This window comes from Streptococcus parasanguinis, assembly GCF_047463195.1.
GTDB classification, from domain to species: Bacteria; Bacillota; Bacilli; order Lactobacillales; family Streptococcaceae; genus Streptococcus; species Streptococcus parasanguinis_R.
Genome location: NZ_JASHEI010000001.1, coordinates 161,643 through 180,183 on the forward strand (window position 1 = coordinate 161,643; position 18,541 = coordinate 180,183).

At 40.0% G+C, this 18,541-nt stretch carries 16 protein-coding genes; 12 read left to right on the forward strand and 4 right to left on the reverse strand.

The features are described 5' to 3' along the window. Positions 1–6 precede the first annotated feature (6 nt). Entirely contained in the window at positions 7–1,734 is a 1,728-nt protein-coding gene (locus QM870_RS00770) for an ABC transporter ATP-binding protein (protein WP_414368079.1), read from the forward strand. Next, positions 1,731–3,473: an ABC transporter ATP-binding protein gene (locus QM870_RS00775; RefSeq protein ID WP_414368082.1), complete on the forward strand. Its 1,743-nt coding sequence runs from the start codon at positions 1,731–1,733 to the stop codon at positions 3,471–3,473. The genes QM870_RS00770 and QM870_RS00775 overlap by 4 nt, the downstream gene beginning before the upstream one ends. A gap of 250 nt (positions 3,474–3,723) precedes the next feature. On the opposite strand, the gene QM870_RS00780 is transcribed toward QM870_RS00775, so the two are convergent. After that, a complete protein-coding gene (locus QM870_RS00780; RefSeq protein WP_023918276.1) occupies positions 3,724–4,464 on the reverse strand; it encodes an amino acid ABC transporter ATP-binding protein in 741 nt (246 codons plus the stop codon). After that, positions 4,464–6,647 (reverse strand): amino acid ABC transporter substrate-binding protein/permease, encoded by a 2,184-nt coding sequence (locus tag QM870_RS00785; protein WP_414368085.1) that lies wholly within the window; start codon positions 6,645–6,647, stop codon positions 4,464–4,466. Before QM870_RS00785 ends, QM870_RS00780 begins: the two co-directional genes overlap by 1 nt. Before the next feature lie 261 nt (positions 6,648–6,908). Here QM870_RS00785 and QM870_RS00790 point away from each other — a divergent pair, with 261 nt between their 5' ends. After that, positions 6,909–7,847 carry a CPBP family intramembrane glutamic endopeptidase gene (locus QM870_RS00790; RefSeq protein ID WP_414342496.1) on the forward strand — a complete coding sequence of 313 codons (939 nt, stop codon included), beginning with the start codon at positions 6,909–6,911 and terminating at the stop codon, positions 7,845–7,847. Between the two features lie 102 nt (positions 7,848–7,949). On the opposite strand, the gene QM870_RS00795 is transcribed toward QM870_RS00790, so the two are convergent. Further along, positions 7,950–9,026: a sensor histidine kinase gene (locus QM870_RS00795; protein WP_023918271.1), complete on the reverse strand. Its 1,077-nt coding sequence runs from the start codon at positions 9,024–9,026 to the stop codon at positions 7,950–7,952. Then, positions 8,992–9,699, reverse strand: coding sequence for a response regulator transcription factor (locus tag QM870_RS00800; RefSeq protein WP_414368089.1), 708 nt, complete (start codon positions 9,697–9,699; stop codon positions 8,992–8,994). Before QM870_RS00800 ends, QM870_RS00795 begins: the two co-directional genes overlap by 35 nt. A 158-nt stretch (positions 9,700–9,857) precedes the next feature. On the opposite strand from QM870_RS00800, the gene QM870_RS00805 reads away from it, so the two are divergent. The 9 genes from QM870_RS00805 (at position 9,858) to QM870_RS00845 (ending at position 18,484) form a co-directional block, all read left to right on the forward strand. Then, positions 9,858–10,568, forward strand: coding sequence for an ABC transporter ATP-binding protein (locus QM870_RS00805; RefSeq protein WP_023918267.1), 711 nt, complete (start codon positions 9,858–9,860; stop codon positions 10,566–10,568). 1 nt (position 10,569) lies between these two features. After that, positions 10,570–11,382, forward strand: coding sequence for a hypothetical protein (locus QM870_RS00810; RefSeq protein WP_023918265.1), 813 nt, complete (start codon positions 10,570–10,572; stop codon positions 11,380–11,382). Further along, positions 11,363–12,052, forward strand: coding sequence for a hypothetical protein (locus QM870_RS00815; RefSeq protein ID WP_023918263.1), 690 nt, complete (start codon positions 11,363–11,365; stop codon positions 12,050–12,052). Before QM870_RS00810 ends, QM870_RS00815 begins: the two co-directional genes overlap by 20 nt. Before the next feature lie 262 nt (positions 12,053–12,314). Then, positions 12,315–14,303 carry an excinuclease ABC subunit UvrB gene (gene uvrB / locus QM870_RS00820; protein ID WP_414368093.1) on the forward strand — a complete coding sequence of 663 codons (1,989 nt, stop codon included), beginning with the start codon at positions 12,315–12,317 and terminating at the stop codon, positions 14,301–14,303. Positions 14,304–14,317: 14 nt separating this feature from the next. After that, a complete protein-coding gene (locus QM870_RS00825) occupies positions 14,318–14,941 on the forward strand; it encodes an NAD(P)H-dependent oxidoreductase (protein WP_414368096.1) in 624 nt (207 codons plus the stop codon). 517 nt (positions 14,942–15,458) lie between these two features. Continuing rightward, positions 15,459–15,890, forward strand: coding sequence for a hypothetical protein (locus QM870_RS00830; RefSeq protein ID WP_414368098.1), 432 nt, complete (start codon positions 15,459–15,461; stop codon positions 15,888–15,890). Between the two features lie 26 nt (positions 15,891–15,916). Then, positions 15,917–16,387, forward strand: coding sequence for an 8-oxo-dGTP diphosphatase (locus QM870_RS00835; protein WP_414368101.1), 471 nt, complete (start codon positions 15,917–15,919; stop codon positions 16,385–16,387). Between the two features lie 291 nt (positions 16,388–16,678). Beyond that, positions 16,679–17,383, forward strand: coding sequence for an ATP-binding cassette domain-containing protein (locus QM870_RS00840; RefSeq protein WP_277838724.1), 705 nt, complete (start codon positions 16,679–16,681; stop codon positions 17,381–17,383). A gap of 3 nt (positions 17,384–17,386) precedes the next feature. Then, a complete protein-coding gene (locus QM870_RS00845) occupies positions 17,387–18,484 on the forward strand; it encodes a hypothetical protein (protein ID WP_414368105.1) in 1,098 nt (365 codons plus the stop codon). Positions 18,485–18,541 lie beyond the last annotated feature (57 nt).

The following is an 18,541-nucleotide window of genomic DNA, read 5'->3' on the forward strand; positions in this document are numbered from 1 at the left end:
AGTCGTATGAAATCATTATTGAAGTATTTTAAGGGCTATCTATGGGAAACGTTTCTAGGGCCCGTGTTTAAACTTTTAGAAGCTATTTTTGAATTGTGTGTCCCCTTAATCATCGCCCACTTAGTCGATCAGGTCATTCCGAAAAAGGAAACGAGCGCAGTGGTGATGACGGTTGGTGTTTTGTTTTTATTTGCGAGCTTTGGTGTTGTCGTAGCTATTACGGCCCAGTATTTTTCTTCTAAGGCAGCTGTCGGTTTTACCCGCGAGATGACCAAGGATTTGTATGAGAAGATCTTATCACTTCCAAAGGACAAGCGCGATAGGATCGGTACTTCTAGTTTGGTAACTCGTCTCACTTCTGATACCTATCAAATCCAGGTTGGGATCAACCAATTCTTGCGCCTCTTTTTGAGGGCACCGATTATTGTCTTTGGTTCTATCATCATGGCTTTCACCATCAGTCCTAAACTAACCCTTTGGTTCTTGGGGATGGTGGCGATTTTAACCCTGATTATTGTGATCATGTCACGGATTGTCAATCCGCTCTTTGCTAAGATTCGGAAAATCACAGACCGGATGGTTACGGTGACGCGTCAGCAATTTCAAGGGATGCGGGTGATTCGAGCCTTTGGACAGCAAGTGAGTGAATTGGACGAATTTAAAGAAGTCAATCAAGACTATAAGATCTGGCAAATTCGTGCTGGTATCTGGTCTAGTTTGGTGAGTCCCTTGACCTTCCTTGTGGTCAATACGACCTTGATTTGTGTCATTTGGCAAGGACAATTGAATATCTCTGCTGGTCTTTTAACCCAAGGGATGTTGGTCGCTTTGGTCAATTATTTATTACAAATTTTAACAGAATTGATCAAACTGGCGATGCTGGTCACGTCTTTAAATGTCAGCTATATTTCAGCCAAGCGTGTCCAAGAGATTTTCGATTTGAAGGAAGAAGACCTCTTAGAAGCTTTGCCAGTAGAAACTGCAACAGAGCAAGAAGCAATCAGCGCAGAGAAAGTTTCTTTCACTTATCCAACGGCTTCAAACCCAGCTCTAGAAAATATTTCCTTTGATCTGGATCATGGACAGATGTTGGGAATTATCGGTGGTACAGGATCTGGGAAGTCTACCCTTGTTCAGTTATTGAGTCATTTGTATGCCGTGAGTCAGGGAAAATTAGCCCTCTTTCATCAAGGTCACTCTCCTAAAACTCTTAAGGAGTGGCGGGAGTGGGTAGCTCTTGTCCCACAGAAGGCAGAGCTCTTTAGAGGGACTATCCGCTCGAATCTCTTACTAGGGATGGAAGAAAATCTATCGGATGATGATTTGTGGTGGGCCCTAGAAACAGCTCAGGCGGCTGATTTTGTCCGTGAAAAAGAAGGACAACTCGATGAGCCAGTGGAAGCCTTTGGTCGAAATTTCTCAGGAGGCCAACGTCAGAGGTTGACCATTGCGCGTGCCCTTTTGAAGAAGGCCCCTTTCTTGATTCTGGATGATTCAACTTCTGCCTTGGATTATTTGACGGAAGCACGTCTCTTAAAATCGATAAAAGAAGAATTGAGTGATACGAGTTTGATCTTAGTATCTCAACGAACCAATAGTCTCAAGTCTGCTGATCAGATTTTAGTCTTGAACAAGGGACATCAAGTAGGACTGGGAAATCACGATTTCCTTTTGTCTACCAATGAGATTTATCAAGAAATTCATTATTCACAACACGGGAGGGAGGAAGCATGAGTCAAAAACGTTCTAGTTATGTAAAACATCTGTTTAGAGATTTTGCTCACCATCCCGGGCTCCTGATTCTAGCCAGTATCGGAACCATCGTTCAAGTGGCCTTAACGGTTTGGCTACCGATCCTGATCGGACATGCGGTTGATTTAGTCATCAATCCTCAAGGGATGAAAGTCTTATGGCCCGTTTTGATCCAAATGGTTCTGGTCATTGTGGCCAATACCTTGATCCAATGGATCAATCCTCTTCTCTACAATCAATTGGTCTATCGGTTTAGCCAAAGCCTAAGAGCAGAGGTGATGGAAAAAGTACACCGATTGCCCTTGTCTTATCTAGATAAACAAGGGAGCGGGGACTTCGTCAGTCGCCTCACGACCGATGTAGAGCAACTCAATAGTGGTCTTCTGATGGTCTTTAACCAGTTCTTTGTTGGCCTCTTAACCATTCTTGTCGCTATCGTGACGATGGCGGAATTGGATTTCTTTATGATGGTGGCGGTTCTGGTCTTGACCCCTTTATCCCTGTTGATTGCTCGTTTTATTGCCAAGCGTTCTTATACGCTTTTCCAAAAGCAGACCAAGGCGCGTGGTCTTCAAACCCAGTTGATCGAAGAGTCCTTGACCCAGGAAAGCTTGATCCAGTCCTTTAACGCTCAGGATCAATTCCGTAAGGCTTTTAAGGGGACGAATGAAAGCTATGCCAATTATTCCCAATCCGCTGTCTTTTATTCCTCAACTGTCAACCCTGCCACTCGCTTTGTGAATGCCTTGATTTATGCAGTAGTGGCTGGATTTGGTGCGGTTCGAATCATTTCAGGTTCTCACTTTACAGTTGGTCAATTAGTGACCTTCCTCAATTATGTCAACCAATACACCAAGCCATTTAATGACATTTCCTCTGTCTTGTCAGAACTCCAAAGTGCCCTTGCCTGCGCAGAGCGCTTGTACAGCGTCTTGGATCAAGCTGAGGTCGAAGAGACAGGGCAACGGGTTCTGGAAAGTCAGAATGTCAAAGGTGCGATTGGTTTTGAACACGTCACTTTTGGCTATGATTTGGGGCGGACTTTGATTAAAGATCTAACCATTCAGGTTCCAGCCGCCAGTAAAGTTGCCATTGTAGGGCCTACAGGAGCAGGAAAGTCGACCTTGATTAATCTGCTCATGCGTTTCTACCCTGTTAACTCTGGTGAGATCACGATTGATGGGGTGCCAATTACGGACTACACCCGTGCTTCTTACCGCCAACAGTTTGGTATGGTTCTACAAGAAACCTGGCTCAAGGTCGGGACGATTCATGAAAATATCGCCTTTTCTCGTCCAGATGCAACTAGAGAAGAAGTCATAGAAGCAGCCAAAGCGGCCAATGCAGATTTCTTCATTCGGCAGTTACCACAAGGCTACGATACCTATCTTTCAGATGCTGGAGAGTCTTTGTCCCAAGGTCAACGCCAACTCTTAACGATTGCGCGAGTTTTCCTTTCAGTTCCTAAGATTTTGATCTTGGATGAGGCTACATCCTCTATCGATACTCGGACGGAAGTCTTGATTCAAGATGCCTTTAATCAGCTCATGAAGGGACGGACTAGCTTTATCATTGCACACCGCTTGTCGACCATTCAAAATGCCGATATGATCCTTGTCATGGTGGATGGCGATATTGTTGAGCATGGTATTCATGAAGAGCTAATGCAAGCGAAAGGTGTGTACTACAAGATGCAGACAGCTCAGCAACAGATTAGTTAAAATGAAAAGAGAGTGGGACAGAAATCGGTAATTCGTTAGAATTCGATTTCGTCGTCCCACCTCCGCACAGTTGAGTAGGGCTTTAAAAGCTGATGAAATCAGCGTAGTAGAGCCCACTCAACCACTGCGTCTTGCTCGACAATCCAAAAATAATTGAGAGGCTAGGACTTTTGTTCCAGCCTCTTTTTTCGTCTAAAAAAACATCTAGCAAAATTGCTAGATGCTTTAGGAACCACTCGTTTTTATCTTTTTAAACGTTTAGAACCTTATCCAAGAATTCTTTCAAACGTGGGTGTTGTGGGTTGTCGAAGATTTGGTCTGGTTTGCCATCTTCGAGGAATTCACCGTCTGCGGTGAAGATGACGCGGTTGGCTACTTGGCGGGCGAATCCCATCTCGTGGGTAACGATGATCATGGTCATGCCTTGCTCTGCCAACTCTTTCATAACGTTCAATACATCTCCAACCATCTCAGGGTCAAGGGCAGAAGTAGGTTCGTCAAAGAGCATAATATCTGGATTCATGGCAAGTCCACGTGCGATAGCCACACGTTGTTTTTGACCACCGGAAAGGCTGTTTGGATTGGCATCGGCTTTATCTGCGAGTCCAACTTTTTCCAACAATTCCATTCCGACTTTTTGAGCTTCTTCGCGAGTCATCAGTTTGTGCTCTACTGGCGCAAACATAATGTTTTCAAGGACGCTCATGTGCGGGAAGAGGTTGAAGTGTTGGAAAACCATCCCAATATTTTCACGGACCAAATCAACATTGGTTTTTGGATCGGTTAGATCATATCCATTAACTGTAATTTGACCTTTTGTAACTTCTTCGAGGAGATTGAGACTACGAAGGAAGGTCGATTTACCAGAACCAGACGGTCCGATAATGCAGACCACATCCCCTTCGTAGAATTTTGCTGAGATTCCTTTTAAGACCTCATTTTCACCATAGTATTTGTGGAGGTCATGGACATCAATTTTTAATTTAGCCATTAGTTAACCTTCTTTTCTAATTTTTTTGCAAATCGTGTTAGCAAGGTGATAATCACGAGGTAGAAGACGGCAAGGATCGCATACATCTTGAAACTTTGGTAGTTTCGAGCGATGATGATCTTACCAGTTTGGAAGAGTTCTACCAATCCGATCGCAGAAACGATAGTCGTATCTTTCAGGGCAATGACGAATTGGTTAACAAAGTTTGGAAGCATGAGTTTGGTTGCTTGTGGCAAGATGATCTTACGCATGGTCTTGCCATAAGAGATTCCAAGGCTTCGGCTGGCTTCCATCTGTCCAATCGGTACAGCTTGGATCCCCCCACGAACAATTTCTGCAATATAGGCAGCAGCATTGAGGGAGAGGGCGATGGTACCTGCAACAAAGTCGTTGATTGGGGATTGATGACCTGTGACCGATTCAATCAAGTTTGGAATTCCCCAGAAGATGAAGGCGGCGAGGATCATGAGTGGGATCCCACGAATAACATCGACAAAGATCTCAGCAGTCCAGCGGAGCCATTTATATGGGCTAACACTAAACATCCCAAAGATAACACCGATCACCATAGCAATCGCGAAAGAGAGAAGCGCAAGGGCAAGAGTAACACCCAAACCACTTAACAATTGTTTGTAGTTATTTTGGAGCAAGCCCCAGATCGTTGTTTCATCTGCTGTTGTACTTGAAGTACTTGACTTGCTATCTGCTTTAAGGTATTTATCGAGAATCTTTTGGTATTGACCACTTTTCTTCAAGTTTGCAAGACCGTTATTGAACATTTCGATCAATTCAGGATTTTCACCTTTTTTAACGGCAAATGCTAGTTGACCACTTGGAGTTCCTTTGATAGGTGTTTTGAATTTACGTCCTTGTTTAATGGCGTATTTGATAACAGGTTCGTCATCCATGATCGCTGCAACAGAACCAGAATTCAAACTGTCATACATAGAAGCTCCGTCAGAGAACGTTTTGATCTTGTAACCATATTTCTTTTGGTTTTCTTCAAGGAAGTTTTGTGAGGAAGTACCGTTTTTAACACCGACTGTCTTTCCTTTTAGGTCATCATAAGAATCAATCTTGCTACTTTCTTGAACGGCTAGAATAGAATTGGCTGTGTAGTATGGTTCAGAAAAATCAAATGTTTCTTTCCGAGCATCGGTCACGGTCATCCCTGCGATCATTCCTTGCGCATGACCAGATTGGACATCACTTACCGCAGCGTCAAATCCAGGGTTATCAATTTCAATGGTAAATCCTTGGTCTTTGGCAATGGCCTTGATCAAGTCCATATCGATCCCTGTATACTTATTTTTCCCATTCTGGAAAACGAATGGTGCAAAAGATGAGTCACTTGAAATTACATATTTTGACTTTTTAGGCGTTGCTTTTTGTCCAGCAGGAGTAGTTGTTGTTGGAACAGCACTGTTAGCAGTTGATTGGCTTTCACCGGTCCATTTCTTGATGATCTCATCAAGTGTTCCATCAGCTTTCATTTGAGCGAGGGCCTTGTTAAATTCAGTGATCAACTTTTCATGATTTCCACCTTTTTTAACACCAAAGGCAAAGTCACCGACTGCTTCCCCGTCCATATTTATCGCTAGGTCCTGACCCTTTTGGATGGCATATTGAATGACGGGTTGATCATCCATGACTGCATCCACTGCACCAGTTGATAAACTGTTGTACATGAGATCACCCGTATCAAAAGTCTTGATCTTGTAGCCGTACTTGTCCTTGTTTTTATCGAGGAAGCGTTGGGCTGCAGTTCCGTTTTTAACACCGACTGTCTTCCCTTTTAATTGGCTGTACTTCGTGATTTTGTCAGCTTTCGTAGTCGCAATGACAACTTTTGTATCATAGTAAGTATCAGACATGGTGAAGACTTTTTCACGCTCGGTTGTTTTGGTCATTCCGGCCATGATGGCATCCGCTTGACCAGCTTGAACTGCGTTGACCGCTGCATCAAATCCAGGGAAGGATTTGTCCAAATCCCAGCCATTGATTTCAGCGACCTTGTCCAAGATCTCTACGTCAATTCCTTTATAGGTTTGATCTGAATCCTTAAATTCAAACGGTGCATATGCTGTGTCGAAAACGACCTTGATCGTTTCAGCATGAGCATGACCAGCGAATGCAACGATTGGAAATAAGAAAAGCAAACATGCTAGTAATTTTTTCTTCATTTCTGTCTCCTTCTAATTCTTTCTCTTAGGGGATTTGACCCATGAGCACATTGACCAAAGGATGGCCTTAAAAAAACAAATCATTCATACCAAAACGAGTATGAATGGTCTTATGTTTTTCTACAAAAGCTATTATATCATAAAAGACTTTGCTTTGCAAGAAAAATCGAGTTTTCATGTTAGGTTTTCTAACATGAAACGATATTGCGGCTCTAGATTTTCTTTGCTACAATGGACCTATCAGATAAATGGAGGTTGATCATGAAGAAAGGAAAGATGATTCAGGATATAAAAACTAACACCTCATGGCCAGTTCTTATTTCTACACTATTCTATATATTATTAGCCTCCCTCTTCATAGAAGGAGGACTTTGGATTGGGAGTGAACTTGTGGGACCATTTTCCTTAGTGATAGGTTTTCTGGCGGAGTTCTTTTCACCAGGATATGGGACAGCAAGTATTCAAGAATTTTTCTACCATTATCTTCTCTATTATGAGCTTTTCAGTTTTGTAATCATACTATTTCTCTTTATTTTTTGGGTGAAGGTCATAGAGAAGAATGCTTTATCAAGCTTAGGCTTTGTAAAAAGAAATTGGCTCAAGTATCTAGTCTGGGGGATCATGATTTCACTTGTTCAAATGGGAGTGATCGCGCTTGTCTACCAAGTAAGTGGCATCGGGTCTTTTGTGTTAAATGAGCTCAGTTTAGAGCCCTTGCTTTTTATCCTAGGATTATTTCCATTTTGGCTCCTCCAAGGAGGGACGGAGGAAGTAGCGACGCGAGGGTGGCTTCTGACTCGGATTGCTGCAAGAACTAATCTGCCTTTAGCGATCGCGATTTCTAGTAGTCTCTTTGGCATTCTGCATATGGGAAATGCAGGAGTGACCTTCTTATCCGTTCTGAATATCATCCTCGATGGAGTGCTGGCTGGTCTGCTTTTTATCTATACGGATAGTATCTGGCTAGTGGTCGCCCAACACGGAACTTGGAACTATGTACAAGGAAATCTCCTTGGTTTTCAAGTCAGTGGCACAGGCGCAGATGCGTCTATCTTTAGTTTTACCATGGGAGATGGACCTGACTGGTTGACCGGAGGGGCATTTGGAGCAGAAGGATCAATCATCACCACTCTGGTTCTTCTTGTATCCCTAGTGATTGTCTATCGCTTAGGGGAGAGGAAAGAAAAGTTTGATGACTAACCTCTGTGTAATGTCTGAAAGTCATATATGAAAAAGACAAACACCAAAAATGACGTTTGTCTGCCTTCTGAGTCGAACACATATTGATGAGTTCGGCTTTTTCTATATAATAATGGGAATGATTAGCTTGACTTGTGCACCATTATGAATATTTTCTAAATGCATAGTTCCATTATGAAGTTTCATGACGCGTTTCACGAAAGATAAACCAAGTCCAAAGTGACTTTCTTGAGAGGGTGTTCTTGCTTGGTCCTCTTTATAGAAAAGATTTCCAGCATGGTGTAATACATTTTTTGAAAAAGTAGATTGATTATTCCATATGGTTAGAACTAATCGATTATTTTCTTGTGACATTGTTAGCTGGATCTTTGCATCATTTTCTTTTTGATGTTGTATTGCATTATTAATAATATTGGTGATTGCTCGAAAAAATAGATTGGAATGAATGGCAATTTGTGTTGATGGAGTTACTGTATTTGAAAAAACAAATTGTGTACTTCTAGGGAGTAACGGAGTAATATGTTCCTTCAATTGATGAGTTAATTGTTGAATCGATATATTTTCAAGTTGAATATCATGGTCGTAAAAGGTTTTGGAATATTGGATAAAGTGGTTAAAATAATCGTTTAACTGAATGCTTGCTTGCTCAAGATCTTTTAGACATTCCATTGTTTGAGGTGTTTGCTCAGTGGATTGTAAGAATTCAGCATTTCCTCTGATAACAGTTAGAGGGCTACGAAGATCATGTGCAGCGCTAGATACTTGAAACATGAGTTCTTTTTTTTGATCTTTTTCATTTTGAATTCTATTTTTTATATCAGATTGCATTTTTTCAATCAGATCGTTTGTTTCAATGAATTCTTTAATCTGCAAATGGTGATGTTCATTTTTGGTGAAATATAGTCCACTATGATAAACCATGTTCATTTCTTTTTGAATCTTGGTTAATAATTGTCTAATATTTATTACAATGATAAAAATTAAAATGATGCAAAGATAAATCCAAGAACTGACGCTAAAAAATAAAGCAAAGCGATTAGCATTTTTCTCATTGATTCCAGATACAGAAGATAGAAGAGCTGGAACTATGTAAAAAAGTATCAGACATAGAAGAAATTGCCAAATGATTTTAAGGTAGGTACGCTTAATGAGTTGCTTGATTGTCAATTCTTTTTCCATTTGTATCCTCCTCCCATTTGTATCCTCCTCCCCATACTGTTTTGATGGGATCAATTTGATGAATCTTAAATTTTTGTCTGATTTGATAGATGTATTCAGTAATGGATCGTAGTTGTGCATCAGAGTCTACAGGATAAAGATAATTGTAAAGTTCTTCTATGCTAAATATTCGGTTTTCATTTTTTGCTAAAAGATAAAGTAAATCAAACTCTCGCTTGGTTAATGAAATTCTCTTTGATTGATAATAAACTTCTTGACTATCTCGATAAAAAGTTATATTTGAATCCATCTCTTCTTTAGAGGCGTTGTGAGATCTTTCTTCCCTCCGAAGATGCATTTGAATTCTTGCAATCAATTCCTTTATGCTGAATGGTTTTGTGATGTAATCATCGGCTCCGGCTTGTATTCCTTTTAGTAAATCTTCTTCAAAATCTTTAGCTGTTAGAAATAGAATTGGAGTAGTAATTTGTGAACGAATGGAACGACAGATTTCTAAACCAGAAATAGGCATCATGACGTCAAGTAAAATTAGATCGAATCCAGTAAAGTCACAGATATTAATCTCCTCTATATTTTTACGAGTTTCCACGTGAAAGTTGTTCGCTTTTAATGTATTCGCTATTAATCGTAAGATTTTTTCATCATCGTCAATGGCTAAAATTTTATACTTCATAGTTCCTCCAATTATATGAGCATATTATAGCAAATCTAGAATGCAATTTGTTGAAAATGAAAAAAATAATTATTCTGAGAATTTCCTGATTTTCTCCTGTTATACTTGCTCCAAGTGAAGGTGGAATTTCACTAAAAGTCAGAAAGGAAAAAGAATGAATGATAACAATTCAAAAGCTACATAAGGAATATAATAATAAAATTGTCCTTCAAAACGTGTCTTTCAAAGCCAAAAAAGGTGAGATTACCGGATTGATTGGACCGAATGGATCTGGAAAATCAACTTTAATTAGAATTTTACTTGGTTTAGAAAATAGTCAAATGGGAATGGCGTTGATCGATGGAAAAAAATACTCTCAATTGGGAGATAATCCTTTTTGTATTGTTGGATCATTCCTAGATAGTTGTCAACCTTATCCAACTAGAACAGGATTTCAGCATCTTCGGTGGATTGGCTTGGCTTGTGGCGTTGACAAAAATAGGTGCAACGAATGTTTAGAGTTGGTGGGGTTAAGTGAAGCTAAAAATAAAAAAGTAAAAGACTATTCATTAGGAATGAAGCAACGTCTTGGTTTAGCAACAGCCTTATTAGCAAATCCTGACATCTTAATTTTAGATGAACCAATCAATGGACTAGATCCAGAAGGAATACGCTGGGTACGCAATTTTTTGCAGTCTTTTGTCAATGAAGGTAAGACTGTATTAATGACAAGTCATTATATGAGTGAGTTAGAATTAACTGTAGATCATTTGGTTGGGATTTCTAATGGGAAGATTGTTATTGATGCTCCTACCAAAGACATTTTGAAACAGTTTGGATCTTTTGAGGAGGCATATTTTAAGGCACTCGAAGGGAAAGAAGGTGAATAATATGTTGAAGCGTTCCTTTTTTAGTGACCTCTATAAATATTGTAGTTTACCTACTTTTAAATTCACTTTTTTTCTTATTTTGGGAGTCAGCATATTTTTTTCAATTCAAAATATCCAGGTGATAAATGCTTTAGTAGAAGGAAATGGACAGGCTGTTAACCTTGATCCATCTATGCTATCATCGAATCCAGTCTATACAGTCAGGGATGCTCTTTTATCTTCCCCCTACCAAGCAAGTGTTATTTTCTTACCAATCTTGGTTTCACTTGTTTATTCAACCCATTACCAATTTGGTGATGATAGTTTTACTCAGTTATTGATTCCTAACTGGAAAGTTCGTCTTACTGGTTTTATTGCAAGTTCGGTTGTCTTATCGATACTTTCTACTTTAGTATTTTCTATAGTAAATGCTGTTGTTTTACTCGTTTTTCTGGATTCAACTTTAAAGAATTATTTAGAATTGACTTTGTTCTTAGATGTTACGGTAAGAGTTATGATATTTGCAATCGTTCTTACTCTATTAGCTTTACTCTTAGTAATAGTAACGAAAAAATCAATGACTTCATTAATTGCAGACGTTTTGTTATTGGTAATCACTTTATCAGGTATTTTAAGAGGAATTTCCTCTAAAATAGAAAATCTCTTGCCTTTGATTGGAGCAAAGTCATTTGCTTTTGGCCGAATTGAAGGGACTCAAACGAGCCAATTGTATGGATTTACACTTTTAGTAGTTGAAGGGATCTTGTTCTTGGTATTCATAATGCTTGTAGAAATGATTCGAATGAGGAGGAAGAATGGCAAGAATATTTTTTAGTCTTATTGTCAAAAAATATAGTTTAAAACCCGTAAAGTACCAGATAGCTATACAGTCACTTTTTATAGGTTTTGTGTGTCTCTTAGGTGTTTTACCAGTTTCAATCAATGATACTGTTGTACAATTATCTATAAAGCAAGCTCTTGTTTTTGCATCAATGCTCTCTGTTAGTATTGGGTGTGTTAATGCATTTGTTGAGTTACAAGCTCACGAAACAAAACTGGTTTATTTGGTAAGCGGAAAAAGGATCTTAAGTTCAATTAGGATCCTGTTCGTAGAGTTATGTGATGTACTAATCCAATCAACCTTATATTTCATTGTACTGCTTGTATGGTTTCATTTTTTTAGTAGCGAAAATGGTGTCAGTTTAGAACTTTTCAGTTTCTATTTGATTGGCTCCATCCAATATTTTTTAATTTCTTACTTCTTAAGTTATTTTTTCAAAAGTCCAATGGGGAGTTTAGCTATTTTGCTGCTATTTCCTATTTTGGTACAACCATTCATAGAAAGAGTAGTGGAACCATTGACTAGTTATCTATTTTATAATATTGTTGCGGATACCATTTTAGGTAGTGCTTCCAATTTGCAACTCTGTACTTACGTTATTGGACTTGTATGCTCATTTGGAGCAACTCTCTACCTCTTGGTAAGGAATCAAGAAGTTAAGTAGTAAATTGATCACGTAAAAACAATACTGATGAGCAAACCTTGCTAATTTTGTATATCATGGACACTGATGTTTATTACGTATTGCATTGTTTTAGAATAAAAGACAAGACTTTCGAAGTAATTGCGAGAGTCTTGTTTAGTTTTCGCTCTAATTTGTGTCCAATTAATTATTTTGTAATATGTTGTTTTCCCTTTCATTCCTCATCTCAGAGAATTCTAGTGATTTATGGTAAAATAAGGTCTATATATGTGAGGACAAAGAGATGATTAATCGAGTAACAGATAACAAATTTAAACTAGTATCCAAATACCAACCGTCTGGGGATCAACCGCAGGCTATTGAGCAACTGGTGGATAACATCGAGGGAGGAGAAAAGGCTCAGATCCTGATGGGGGCGACTGGTACGGGGAAGACCTACACCATGAGCCAGGTCATCGCTCAGGTCAATAAGCCGACCTTGGTCATTGCCCACAATAAAACCCTAGCAGGCCAGCTCTATGGAGAGTTCAAGGAATTTTTCCCTGAGAATGCGGTTGAGTACTTCGTATCTTACTACGATTACTACCAGCCAGAAGCTTATGTGCCCTCTAGCGATACCTATATCGAAAAAGATAGTTCGGTCAATGATGAGATTGACAAGCTTCGTCACTCAGCAACATCAGCATTGTTAGAGCGTAACGATGTGATCGTTGTCGCTTCTGTCTCTTGTATCTATGGTTTGGGTTCTCCCAAAGAATACTCGGACAGCGTGGTCAGCCTGCGCCCAGGTCTGGAGATTTCTCGTGATAAACTGCTTAATGACCTAGTGGATATCCAGTTTGAGCGCAATGACATCGACTTTCAACGGGGGAAATTCCGTGTTCGTGGGGATGTGGTCGAGATTTTCCCAGCTTCGCGTGATGAACATGCCTTCCGGGTGGAGTTTTTCGGGGACGAAATTGACCGCATCCGTGAGGTTGAAGCTTTGACGGGTCAAGTCCTTGGTGAAGTGGACCACTTGGCTATTTTCCCAGCCACTCACTTCGTGACCAATGATGACCATATGGAAGTAGCCATTGCCAAGATTCAAGCGGAACTAGAAGAGCAGTTGAAGGTCTTTGAAAAAGAAGGAAAACTCCTAGAAGCTCAACGCTTGAAACAACGGACAGAGTACGATATTGAAATGTTGCGAGAGATGGGCTACACCAACGGGGTGGAGAACTATTCTCGTCACATGGATGGCCGAAGTGAAGGAGAGCCACCGTACACCCTTTTGGACTTCTTCCCAGAAGATTTCCTCATCATGATCGATGAAAGCCACATGACCATGGGGCAAATCAAGGGCATGTACAATGGAGACCGCTCACGCAAGGAGATGTTGGTCAACTATGGTTTCCGTTTGCCATCTGCCTTGGACAATCGGCCACTGCGTCGTGAGGAGTTTGAAAGCCATGTCCACCAGATTGTCTATGTGTCAGCGACACCAGGTGACTATGAGATGGAACAAACGGACACCGTCATCGAGCAAATCATTCGTCCGACTGGTCTTCTGGATCCAGAAGTAGAAGTACGCCCTACCATGGGTCAAATGGACGATCTCTTGGGTGAGATCAATGCACGTGTAGAACGTGGAGAGCGGACCTTTGTCACGACTTTGACCAAAAAGATGGCGGAAGACTTGACCGACTACTTCAAAGAAATGGGAGTCAAGGTCAAATACATGCACTCGGACATTAAAACCCTAGAGAGGACGGAGATTATTCGTGATTTGCGTTTAGGGGTCTTTGATGTCTTGGTCGGAATCAACCTGCTTCGGGAAGGGATTGACGTACCGGAAGTCAGCCTAGTTGCCATCCTCGATGCGGATAAGGAAGGTTTCCTCCGTAATGAACGCGGACTGATCCAGACCATCGGTCGTGCAGCCCGTAATAGCGAAGGTCATGTCATCATGTATGCGGATACCATGACCCAGTCTATGCAAAAAGCCATCGATGAAACAGCCCGTCGTCGGAAAATTCAGATGGCTTATAATGAAGAGCATGGCATTGTCCCACAAACCATCAAAAAGGGAATCCGTGATCTTATTTCTGTTACCAAGGCTGTTGCCAAAGAAGAGGATAAGGAAGTGGATATTACCAGTCTCAACCGCCAAGAGCGCAAGGAACTGGTCAAGAAACTGCAAGGCCAAATGCAAGAAGCCGTCGAAGTGCTTGATTTCGAGTTGGCAGCACAAATCCGCGATATGATGTTGGAAGTCAAGGCCTTGGATTAGGGAGGAGAAGTCGAATGAAGATTCTAGTCATCAATGGGCATCCGGATCAAGAAAGTTACTGTCAGGCTATTTTTCAAACCATTGTTGAAACTATTGACTCAAATCGCCACGAGCTTAAAGTGATCAGTCTCAATAAAGAGGACTTTGATCCTGTCCTTCGCTACGGCTATCGAAAGCGGATGGAGGAAGATTCCTTTATCCTTAGTTCTCAAGAATGTATCCAGTGGGCAGATCATCTGATCTTTGTCTATCCCATCTGGTGGAGTAGTATGCCGAGCCTCATGAAAGGTTGGATCGATCGGGTCTTTACACCTGGGATTGCATACTCGGCCAATGATCAGGGAAGCTTTATCTGGAATTACCTCAGAGGCAAGCAATTTAAGAAGTTGCTCAAAGGGAAAACGGCCAGTATTTATGCGACCTCCATGGCGCCTACTTGGTGGTACAAGATCTTTTCAGGCCCTCTCAACATTCCGGATAGTTATGGTATCTCTGTCTTGAAGAATGCAGTCTTGAACCACTGTGGGATCAAAACCAAGCGCGTCTGCATCTTGGGAGAAGTCGGCCGCGATGTGAACACCGCTAGCATGCGAGAGAAGCATCTTCAAAAGGTAGCAGAAGAAGTAAAGAAGCTTTGATCAGAGATTGGAGACTACTGATAAGTTAGTGTCTTTTGTTGTATTTTGATTGGCTTTTGGTTAAACTATTAACATAATCTATAAAACATAGGAATGATTCAATATGCTACTTTTTATCTATATGATCTATGTCATTTATTCACTATCAAAAATGAAAAATGAAGGTAAAAAGGTCTCTATTCTTACGAAGATTGTCGTCTATGGTTTATTGGTTTTATCATTGATTATGATGTATTTCAGTTTTTTGGCATTTTTATTTTCTCCTTTGCCATTTTTTGGCTTTCTAGCCTCTCTTGTTCTTGGCGGCATGATGCTATCTCTGAAAATTGTTATTGCCCTTGCATTACTATTGTTATCACTAAGTCTATTATTAGACAGCAAAAAAAGTGATCCGGATACGCCTCTAATTGATCATTGGCTACGGTTGGCAGTCCATATTCTGTTGATCATAATCTAAGATAAGAAGATTACTGTTTTTTTAAGCTTTGAACCAATGTTTACATAGGAGAGCTCAATTATGGGAAAGTATTTGTACCTGTTTAGGATCCTGTATCTTATTCTTTTACTTTTCATGCTAGCTAATTTTCTTTTAGGATTCTTTGGCTACGCATTTACTCCACTTCTTTGGAATCCCTGGCTGTATCTTGGAGCTGTGACGGCTATTAGTCACATTTGGTATCGTTTCTATCGAAAACATACTCCAAATTGGAAGAACCTTGTTAGTGTTCTTTTGAGTCTCTTTGCTATGGTGATTCTGGTATTTTTCATTGAGTTGTTCTTTACCTTTGATGGCCATGGTCCGGTAACAATTCACTCGGAATATTCGTTAAAAGAGAAGACCATTGTCTTTGAGAGAGGCTTTCTTTTGGATATTTTTGATGAATACCATGAGCTGGTAAATCCCTTTGTGATGAAGAAAGAGATACAAAAGAAGGTTTATATTGATTAATTGTTAATATCATAGAAAGGAAATTTATGTCACGCGCAACATCTACTGTACTTACTAATCTTTGTTTGGTAGAAGATCCTAAGGATGGAAAAGTAGTCCTCCAATACCGCTCGCCAGAGCGTTACAAGAAATGGTCTGGCTATGCCTTTCCTGGAGGTCATATCGAGGAAGGTGAAAGTCTTGCAGAATCCGTCATTCGTGAAGTTTACGAAGAGACAGGACTGACAATTGCAGATCCAAAACTCGTCGCAGTCAAAGATTGGCCATTAGACGATGGAGGCCGCTATATTGTCTTTTGCTACAAGGCAACAAGATTCTCAGGCCAACTCAGATCATCTGAAGAAGGAGAAGTTTCTTGGGTTGAGAAAGACCAATTAGAAAAGTTGGATTTATCCTACGACATGCTTCCTTTGCTGGAAGTGATGGAAGACCCAGATTTGTCCGAGTACTATTATCGCAAACGGACAGATGACGGCTGGGAAAAATTAAGATTTTAAGCAAAGGGCTAGAGGGATCTAGCTTTTTTTGCTTGTAAGGTAAAAGAAGAAAGAATATTCTATTCGTGCTTGAATCTGCTCAGAAAAAGTACTATAGTATAAGCATAAAATACAATTGTAATCTTTCATACTGTGAATAGAAAGAAGGCAAGATATGAAATTACAATTTAGAATCCTGATAGGAATTTGCTTCTTGATCGGTGCCTTAGTCTTTGCCTTTAAAAAGGAATGGTTATACGCTTTGCTGTTGCTTTTGGTTGGGGCTTATTACCTATATAAAGGAGTACGTCGATGAAGAGTGAGTGTTTAAACATCAAGGGGCTAAATGTTTGGTATAAAAAAGACAAGCCCGTTATAAAAGACACGAATTTGCTTGTACCCAATCATTCTGTAGTAGGGTTGATTGGTCGAAATGGAGCTGGGAAGACAACCTTGCTAAAAGCTTTAAGTAGTGTTTTTGATCATCGGCAGTATGCAGTTGAGACTGTTACCATAGAAGACAAGGCAACCTCTTTTCATACGAATTTCTATAAGAGCCGTACCTATACAGTTTTTACTGAAAACAATAGTTTTTTAAACTGGGATTTTGTTCACTATTTTAATTTTGTCTGTCGTTTGTATCATCGAAAGAGAGATGAAACGTTATTGCAGGACCTGATCTCAGGCTTTCATTTTGAAGAATTTCTCAACATCGACATTGGTAGTTTGTCAACGGGAAATAAGAAGAAAGTCTTCTTGATCACAGCTTTTTATCTCAAAACTCCTCTCCTTATTTTGGACGAACCATTTGATGGCCTTGATTTTGATGCGACAGAATTTCTATATGGTTTGCTATTGCAGTATAAAGAAGAAGGCTCTATTCTGATGAGTTCGCATATCGCAGAGAGTATCGTTCGGGTGTGTGATACAGCTTATTCTATTGAAGATGGTCACCTAGACGCGATCGAATCGAATTTAGAAGATTGGTTTCGTGACGTCAATCGTCAGAGGGGGTAGAGCATGCTACTAGCTATTTTTAGAGATTTGGTATCCAAAAATCGGCTCTTCTTGTTCTTAACTTCCTTAGCCTTTGCTCTTTATTACCATCTTGTTGGGGCAAAATTTTCTACAAGCTTTCAAGTCTTGCTGATCAGTACGGCTATTGTTACTGCTCTATCAACCTTTCAATTACTGTATTCCTATTTTTCGATGGACAGGGTCCAAGCATACTACCAGCTTCCTTTGTCTCTCAATCGTTTTAAAGGGTCTTTTCTGACGGTAACCTTTCTTCTCAATTTACTAGAGCGCGTGCTGTTATTGATCCTCTTTTTAGGAGTCAGGTTAGACCTGCTACAATCCTTTAAGCTCGTCCTTCTTTCTTTACTGGTGATACTAAGTGTGTTATATGTCTTTATCCAGTTCAATACCAGGCCAAGTCTTCTAGGAGGGGGTATCATTTTTGTAACGACTGTTCTCACAGTATCTTCTTTATGGGTCCAACAAGTGTCCTATATGATCTTACTTTCAGCCCTCGTTGCTGTCTTTATTTTTAAAAATGAGGACTTGATCGCGATTTCAAAAAATGATCAGCTGCTCGTTTCAAAGAGAAGAAGTGGAAATTATTTTTGGATTTCCTTGTTTCAAGAGCGCTATTTTTCCATCAATTTTATCTTTACTCTCATCTTCCTCCTTCTCATTCTGATACAGGATTATGAGGCTCCATTAAAAATCATCATCCTTTTAACGATTGCTTCTGTCAATACGCCATTAACCACTCTCATTTCCGCTGATAAAGATTTGATTGATCATGTTAAGTCACTTCCTAAGAGTCGGTTCTTTTACTTGATGTATTACCGTGTATTGCTGACTTATTTCTTAGCTGTGAATCTATTTGTTGCTCTATTATTAAAAATGGTGGTCATGCCTAATTTGGGGATTCTATTTTTACTAGGAGTCATGATTCTAGCAGTAGTGGAAGCTTTTTTGCACTTACTTATTGAAATCTATTTCCCTTTAAGAAAATGGAATTTAAAGAGGGAATGTTGGAAGCACCCAAGAAAATACATTGTGCCTAGTATCGTCTTCTTACTTAGTTGGAGTCTCCTTTTCTGCTTCTAAGGAATTGCCCCTTTGCTTGTATCTGCTTCTTAATTGTAGTATGATAGAGGAGTTGAA

Coding starts and splice junctions, on each gene's coding strand:
- QM870_RS00835 (WP_414368101.1), top strand. CDS start 15,917: ATGTCACGCGCAACATCTACTGTACTTACTAATCTTTGTTTGGTAGAA.
- QM870_RS00805 (WP_023918267.1), top strand. CDS start 9,858: ATGATAACAATTCAAAAGCTACATAAGGAATATAATAATAAAATTGTC.
- QM870_RS00780 (WP_023918276.1), bottom strand. CDS start 4,464: ATGGCTAAATTAAAAATTGATGTCCATGACCTCCACAAATACTATGGT.
- QM870_RS00845 (WP_414368105.1), top strand. CDS start 17,387: ATGCTACTAGCTATTTTTAGAGATTTGGTATCCAAAAATCGGCTCTTC.
- QM870_RS00790 (WP_414342496.1), top strand. CDS start 6,909: ATGAAGAAAGGAAAGATGATTCAGGATATAAAAACTAACACCTCATGG.
- QM870_RS00775 (WP_414368082.1), top strand. CDS start 1,731: ATGAGTCAAAAACGTTCTAGTTATGTAAAACATCTGTTTAGAGATTTT.
- QM870_RS00795 (WP_023918271.1), bottom strand. CDS start 9,026: ATGGAAAAAGAATTGACAATCAAGCAACTCATTAAGCGTACCTACCTT.
- QM870_RS00840 (WP_277838724.1), top strand. CDS start 16,679: ATGAAGAGTGAGTGTTTAAACATCAAGGGGCTAAATGTTTGGTATAAA.
- QM870_RS00825 (WP_414368096.1), top strand. CDS start 14,318: ATGAAGATTCTAGTCATCAATGGGCATCCGGATCAAGAAAGTTACTGT.
- QM870_RS00815 (WP_023918263.1), top strand. CDS start 11,363: ATGGCAAGAATATTTTTTAGTCTTATTGTCAAAAAATATAGTTTAAAA.
- QM870_RS00830 (WP_414368098.1), top strand. CDS start 15,459: ATGGGAAAGTATTTGTACCTGTTTAGGATCCTGTATCTTATTCTTTTA.
- QM870_RS00800 (WP_414368089.1), bottom strand. CDS start 9,699: ATGAAGTATAAAATTTTAGCCATTGACGATGATGAAAAAATCTTACGA.
- QM870_RS00785 (WP_414368085.1), bottom strand. CDS start 6,647: ATGAAGAAAAAATTACTAGCATGTTTGCTTTTCTTATTTCCAATCGTT.
- QM870_RS00810 (WP_023918265.1), top strand. CDS start 10,570: ATGTTGAAGCGTTCCTTTTTTAGTGACCTCTATAAATATTGTAGTTTA.
- QM870_RS00770 (WP_414368079.1), top strand. CDS start 7: ATGAAATCATTATTGAAGTATTTTAAGGGCTATCTATGGGAAACGTTT.
- uvrB (WP_414368093.1), top strand. CDS start 12,315: ATGATTAATCGAGTAACAGATAACAAATTTAAACTAGTATCCAAATAC.